4 protein-coding genes are annotated in these 6343 nt (G+C 60.9%); 3 read left to right on the top strand and 1 reads right to left on the bottom strand.

Annotation, left to right across the window (positions count from 1 at the left end; all coding sequences use genetic code 11):
• The first annotated feature begins 218 nt into the window (after positions 1 to 218).
• The 3 genes from IEW98_RS15820 to IEW98_RS15830 are packed head-to-tail and all read left to right on the top strand — an operon-like array spanning position 219 to position 5722.
• Positions 219 to 2480, top strand: a complete 2262-nt coding sequence (locus IEW98_RS15820; RefSeq protein WP_188764462.1) for a TonB-dependent receptor — start codon at positions 219 to 221, stop codon at positions 2478 to 2480.
• Between the two features lie 9 nt (positions 2481 to 2489).
• Positions 2490 to 5375: a PAS domain S-box protein gene (locus IEW98_RS15825; RefSeq protein ID WP_188764464.1), complete on the top strand. Its 2886-nt coding sequence runs from the start codon at positions 2490 to 2492 to the stop codon at positions 5373 to 5375.
• On the top strand, positions 5372 to 5722 hold the full coding sequence (locus IEW98_RS15830; protein ID WP_207792611.1) for a response regulator: 351 nt from the start codon (positions 5372 to 5374) through the stop codon (positions 5720 to 5722). Before IEW98_RS15825 ends, IEW98_RS15830 begins: the two co-directional genes overlap by 4 nt.
• A gap of 230 nt (positions 5723 to 5952) precedes the next feature.
• On the opposite strand, the gene IEW98_RS15835 is transcribed toward IEW98_RS15830, so the two are convergent.
• Positions 5953 to 6210: a hypothetical protein gene (locus tag IEW98_RS15835; RefSeq protein WP_188764468.1), complete on the bottom strand. Its 258-nt coding sequence runs from the start codon at positions 6208 to 6210 to the stop codon at positions 5953 to 5955.
• Between the last annotated feature and the right edge of the window lie 133 nt (positions 6211 to 6343).

Below are 6343 nucleotides of genomic sequence, written 5' to 3' on the forward strand. Positions count from 1 at the left end.
TCGCTTCCTCAACCGCATGGGCACAGATCGCGTCCATCCGCATGATCGTGCGACGTACCGCAAAGTACTGCTACGCTTGATAAACTTTTGAATCGGGCTCTAAGCGCGGTGTTGGACTCGTCGATCAAACCCTCCGTAAGCATGTGTGAGTATTATAAATGTTGAGGCGCCGCACAGATCGTAACGCTGACGTGTTATTTTACTTGCGAGAGCTATTGTTGCTGTGCGGCGCGCTTGCCGCTACACCGGTCCGCGGGCAAACCGTCCCATCCGATCCCGCCGAAATTATCGTCACGGCACAAAAGCGCGGACAGGCTGCAAATGATGTCGGGATGTCTGTCGTCGCATTGTCAGGTAGGACGGCGCGCGAGCGCGGCATCAGTTCAATCGAAGACCTTGAGCGCGTCGTTCCTGGCCTGACGTTCGCCAAAACGCCAGCAGGCCCCCCGGTGCTGACGTTGCGCGGGGTCGGCTTCTACGATTCGACCCTAGCCGCATCCCCGGCGGTGAGCGTTTATCTCGACGAAGCGCCGCTCGCATTGCCCAGCTTCCTCCAGGTTGGCGTGATCGACATCGCGCGGGTCGAAGTGCTGAAGGGTCCGCAAGGGACGTTGTACGGCGAGAACTCGACCGGCGGGGCGATCAACTATGTCGCCGCGAAACCCACCGATACCACGCAGACGGGCACGACGATCAGCTTCGGCCGGTTCGCCACTTTCGAGGGCGAGAGCTATGTCAGCGGGCCGCTAAGCGAGACGCTGAAGGCGCGGCTCGCGGTCAAGACGGTCCAGAGCGGCGATTGGCAACGCAGCTTCACCCGCGCGGATACGAACGGCGCGATGCGCCAAAGCGCGGCGCGGGCAATTGTCGAATGGGAGCCGAGTTCGGGCGCGAAAGTGACGCTCAACGTTAATGGCTGGATCGACCGTTCGGATACGCAAGGCGTGCAGCTTATCGAGGTAGCATGCGCTTCGCCGCCGACCTGCCGCCCAGCGTTGAAAGCCTACCCGCCTGCACCCGATAATGCCCGCGCCGCCGACTGGACGCCGGGGTTCCCGATGTCGAGCGACGATCACTTCTTTCAGACAACACTGCGCGCCGACATCGACCTGACCGACGCAATCACGCTGACCTCGATCAGCGGCTATCAGCGCTTTCGCCAGCGTAAGTTTCTCGATCAAGACGGCACCGCGCTCCAAGTGCTCGATTTCGGGCTGTTCGGGCGCGCGCAATCGTTCAATCAAGAGCTTCGTCTGGCGGGCGAAACGGGGCAGTTGCGCTGGCTCGTCGGCGGCTATGCCACCCGGCAAATTACCGACGATGATTTCAGTGCCGATATCGGCGACGTGTCGATCGCGGAGCCGCTGCCGGGCATCGTTCCGCGCGCCACCACGGGGGCGGGCGATTATCACTTCAGGACCCGCAGTCTCGCGCTGTTCGGGAACCTCGAATACCGATTGGACGACCGCCTGACGCTGATCGGGGGTCTTCGCTACACGGCTTCGCGCCAGCAGTTCGATGGCTGCGAGAAATCCGGGGCGGACCCCGCGCTGGGCCAGCTTCTGGGTTTTCTTAGCGCCTTCGCGCGCGGTACTCTACCGGTCATCGATCCAGTCCCGCCTAACGGCTGCATTTCGATCGATGCGGCTACGTTGCGGCAAGGTTTGACGCGTGATCAGCTCAATGAGAACAATGTCTCTTGGCGGGCGGGCCTGAATTACCAGACTGCGGCCGATACCCTTGTCTATGCCAGCGTTGCGAAAGGCTATAAATCGGGCAGCTTTCCATCGCTTGGCGCGAGCAGTTCCATTCAGTTTCTGCCTGTGACGCAGGAGTCGCTGCTCGCCTATGAAGCGGGCGTGAAGATGCCATTGGGCAATTTCGTGCGCGTCGAAGCGGCGGCGTTCTATTATGATTATCGCGACAAGCAGGTGCGTGGCCGGGTGCTCGACGCGGTGTTTGGCGCAATCGAGGCGCTGGTAAATATTCCGCAATCGCGCGTGTATGGATTTGAAGCTGCGGTCCGCGCGCGTCCGGTGCCGGGCCTCGGTCTCGGCGCGGGGTTGACCTTTACTGACAGCCAGGTTCAGCGTTTCAGTGGCATCGGCCAGAACGGGTTGACAACGGATTTTGCCGGATCGGCATTTCCCTATTCACCGCGTTGGCAGGCGGTGGCGGACGCAACTTACGACTGGTCGGTCGGCGCGGACCGCCGCGCTTTCGTCGGCGGCAACATAACGCACCACAGCACCACGAATGCGAGTTTGGGCGACGATCCGGAACTGCGCTTGCAGCCCTATGTCACGCTCGACCTTCGCGCCGGACTGCGCACGGCAGATGGACGCTGGTCACTGAGCGCGTTTGGCCGTAACGTGACCAATGTCTATTACTGGAACAACATGTTTCGCTTCGTCGACACGCGCATCCGTATCGCCGCGCGGCCTGCGACGTACGGTCTGACGTTGTCGATTAAGCGTTGAGCCGGAGCGATGGAGAACAGCCGCGAAATAAGCGCCACGCCGCCCCCGCGGATTTCGGATGAAGGGCTACGGGCACTGCGCGAGAGCGAAGGGCGTTACCGCGCGCTGTTTGATAACATGGTAGAGGGTTTTGCACTGTTTAGCGTCGTGCGCGACGCCAGCGGCACGGTCGTCGACTTGATCTATCGCGAAGCAAACAAAGCCCTGGAACATCAGACCGGCTTCGACCGCGCAAAGACAATCGGGCAGCCTCTCACGGCCATCCTTGCACCATCCGATGCGGCTCGCTTCATTCCAGTTCTTGCCAGAGCAGTAGATTCGGGAGAGGCACCTATTGTCGAGGAATATGCCGAAGTCGTCGATCGCTGGTTCGAGGTCTCCGCATACCCGCACGGCCGAGACGAGATCGTCGCAATCTACCGGGATATCAGTGAGCGCAAGCGTGCCGAATTGGTCATGCGCGAGAGCCAGGAGCGGCAGGCCTTCCTGCTCAAGCTCAGCGATACCCTGCGGGCGGAGCCAAGCGCAGACGCCGTGGCGGACCAAGCGCTCCGGATGCTGTTTAAGCAAATGGCGCCCGATCGCTGCTACGTCGGGATCTATCGCCTTGCGGAGGACACGTGCGAGTTTCCTCACCAGGTGCAAGATGACCGGCTGCCCCCGTTGCTCGCTCGGGTACGTTTGTCCGATTTTCCGGCGGGGTTCAGAGTCCTGCTAAATCGGACACTGGTGATCGACGACATCGTAAAGATGGAAGGCGTTTCGGATAGCGAGCGGGCCGGCTTCGCTGCCCTCGGGGTGGGTGCCTTGATCAACGCGACCCTGCGCAAGGGCGAGAATGACCCGCTTTGGGCGGTCGCAGTCGCCTCGACTTGCCCTCGAGCCTGGACACAGGGCGAAATTTCCCTTGTCGAAGAGGTCGCCGAGCGCACGTGGGCTGCCGTCGAGCGCGCTCGCGCTGAAACTACCCGGAACCAGAGCGAAGAGAAATATCGAGCGCTGTTCGACAATTTGGCTGACGGCCTCATGCTTTTCGGCGTCGTGCGGGGGCCTCGCGGCGAAATCATCAACCTGATCTATCGCCAAGCGAACAAGGCGATGGAAAATCAGGCCGGCTTCGACCGCGCAAAGATCATCGGACAGCAATTCAGCGACATTGTCACGCCAGGCGATGCGGAGCGTTGGACCGCGATCTTTGCGCCAGCCATCAATTCGGGCGAGCCAGTTACCGTTGAGGAATATTCGGAAACACTCGACCGCTGGTTTTCGGTTAACGCCTACCCTCACGGCGAGGACGAGATCGCCGTATTCTACCGGGACATCAGCGAGCGCAAGGCCGCCGATGCGGCGTTACGCGAGAGCGAGGACAATCAGGCGTTCCTGCTGAAACTGAGCGATGTGCTGCGGGCGGAGCCAAGCGCCGAGGCTGTGGCGGACCGGGCGCTCCGGATGCTGTTCGAGCAGATGGGGCTCGATCGCTGCTACGTCGGGATTTATCGGCTGGAGGAGGACATCGCCGAATTTCCTCACCAGGTTCACGACGACAGTCTGCCTCCGGTGCCTGCTCGGATTCGCTTGTCCGACTTTCCGGATGCTTTTCGGATCGCGTTTGATCAGACATTGGTGATCGACGACGCCACCACGATGAAAAGCTTTTCCGACAGCGACCGAGCCAGTTTTGGTGGCCTCGGATTGCGTGCCGCGATCGCCGCGACCTTGCGCAAAGGCGCGAGCAATCCGCTTTGGGCAATCGTCGCCGGTTCGACGCGCCCTCGGGCCTGGACACCGGGCGAAGTCTCCCTTGTCGAAGATGTCGCCGAACGCACCTGGGCGGCGGTCGAGCGCGCTCGGGCCGAAGCGGCGCGGCGCGATAGCGAGGAGCGCTTTCGCGAGTTCAGCGACGCTTCCACCAACGTCCTTTGGATCAGGGACACCAAGACGATGCGGATGGAGTTCGCCAGCCCCGCCTTTGATAAGATTTACGGCACTGTCGGCTCGGACCACAGCGGGGACGGACGCTTGCGGAGCTGGGCTCGGTTAATCAAACCGGAAAATCGCAAATCCGTGCTCGCCAATTTCCGCCGCGTTCGTGCGGGAGAACGAGTCGAGCAGGAGTTTCAAATCAGACGCGCGTCGGACGGGACGTTGCGATGGATCCACGACACTGGTTTTCCGCTCCGCGATGCGAATGGCGAGGTGCGATATATAGCGGGCCTTGGCGCGGACATCACCGATGCGAAGAAAACGACCGATCGCCAAGGCGTGCTTGTTGCCGAGCTACAGCACCGGACCCGCAACCTGATAGCAGTAGTCCGCGCGCTTTCCGACCGGACCCTCGGCAATGCCGCATCGCTGGAGGATTTTGGGGCGCGTTTCCGATTGCGCCTGTCCGCTCTTTCGCGAGTCCAGGGCCTTCTGTCACATCTGGCAGCCGGCGAAAAGATCACTTTCAAGGAGTTGTTGTGCTCGGAGCTGGCGGTTTATGGCGCGACCGACGGCATGGCGTATAAGTTCACGCTTGAAGGCCCGGACGACGTGGTATTGCCGTCGAGAACGGTCCAGACATTTGCACTGGCAATTCATGAATTGGCCACCAATGCGCTTAAGTACGGTGCGCTCGCTGCCGCTGATGGGCATCTTTTTGTGGGCTGGCGTATCGACCCTCCAGTAGGCAACGATCCGCCCTGCCTCCATGTCGAGTGGCGAGAAAGCGGAGTTACGATGCCTGACGTTGGCGCGCTCGCACAGGGAAGTGGCTATGGCCGCGAATTGATCGAGCGTGCGCTTCCTTATCAGCTTAAGGCGAAAACCACTTACGAGTTGGGTGTCGATGGCGTCCGTTGCACCATCGCTGTTCCGATCTCGCGGACGACAAGCAACGGAATTTGGCAGTGAGTGTAGCGCTGTTGCGTAACCGCCATATCCTGCTGGTCGAGGATGAGTATTTGATCGCCATGGCTTTAGAGGAGGAGTTGCAACTTTCCGGCGCGCACGTCATCGGGCCGGCCGCTTCGGTCGACGACGCGCTTGCCCTGCTCGCGATCGAGTCCGTGGACGGCGCCATCCTCGACGTTAGTCTGGGCCGCGAAAAAGTGTTCTCCGTCGCTGAAGCTCTGACGGCTCGCAGAATCCCCTTCGTGTTTGCGACCGGCTATTCGGACCTACCCTCAGAATGGCACAATGTTCCGCGATTTGAAAAGCCGGTCGAAGTGGCAAGAGTAGCGCTGGCTCTATTTGGGTAGCGACCCATGACCGTGCCTTTCTCAGCCTCTGATAAGCCGGACGCGCCCGAAGCCCCCTATGTCGATCGCTCTGGTTAGCTGTGTGCTGCCGTGCTTTGGCGTGAATGACGGGACAGCTTCTTGGTCTCGCCGTCGCCAGGGTGGCGAGCCACCCTCCTTACCGAAGCCGCCAAGGTTAGCTTTTGAGGCAGCCTTGTGATGGCGATAACGTTCGCCGCTGGAAAGGTTTTTCACGCCTCCTTCGATCGCACTGCGCTAAAGACGGCCCAGTAATATGTGTCTTTACGCGGGCTGACACAGCCCGCCGCACCGCCGCAGCAGGCGCATTGCTTGCTGCAGATATCAATCACCTGCTCGATGCGCTCGAGGTGCGCCGGCGGCTTGCCGAGGTTAGCGCGGCGCTGCTTCTCGGCCCGTTTGGCCGGCGTGCTGACGGCATCGAGCTTGGCTTCGACCTTGGCGATGGCGATGCTGAGATCTTCCATCACCAGCTCGAACGTAAGCCTCTGATGAGGGCTGAGGTGGTCCCGTCTGTTTGGACAGTTTGGCGGCGAAGTTAAGCTAATCCCGGGTTTCGATCATGCCGCCAGTAGGAGTGTTTCCGATGGCGGGGCTAGCCCC

It is taken from the genome of Sandarakinorhabdus glacialis (genome assembly GCF_014643455.1).
GTDB classification, from domain to species: domain Bacteria; phylum Pseudomonadota; class Alphaproteobacteria; order Sphingomonadales; family Sphingomonadaceae; genus Sandarakinorhabdus; species Sandarakinorhabdus glacialis.

Coding starts and splice junctions, on each gene's coding strand:
- IEW98_RS15825 (WP_188764464.1), top strand. CDS start 2,490: ATGGAGAACAGCCGCGAAATAAGCGCCACGCCGCCCCCGCGGATTTCG.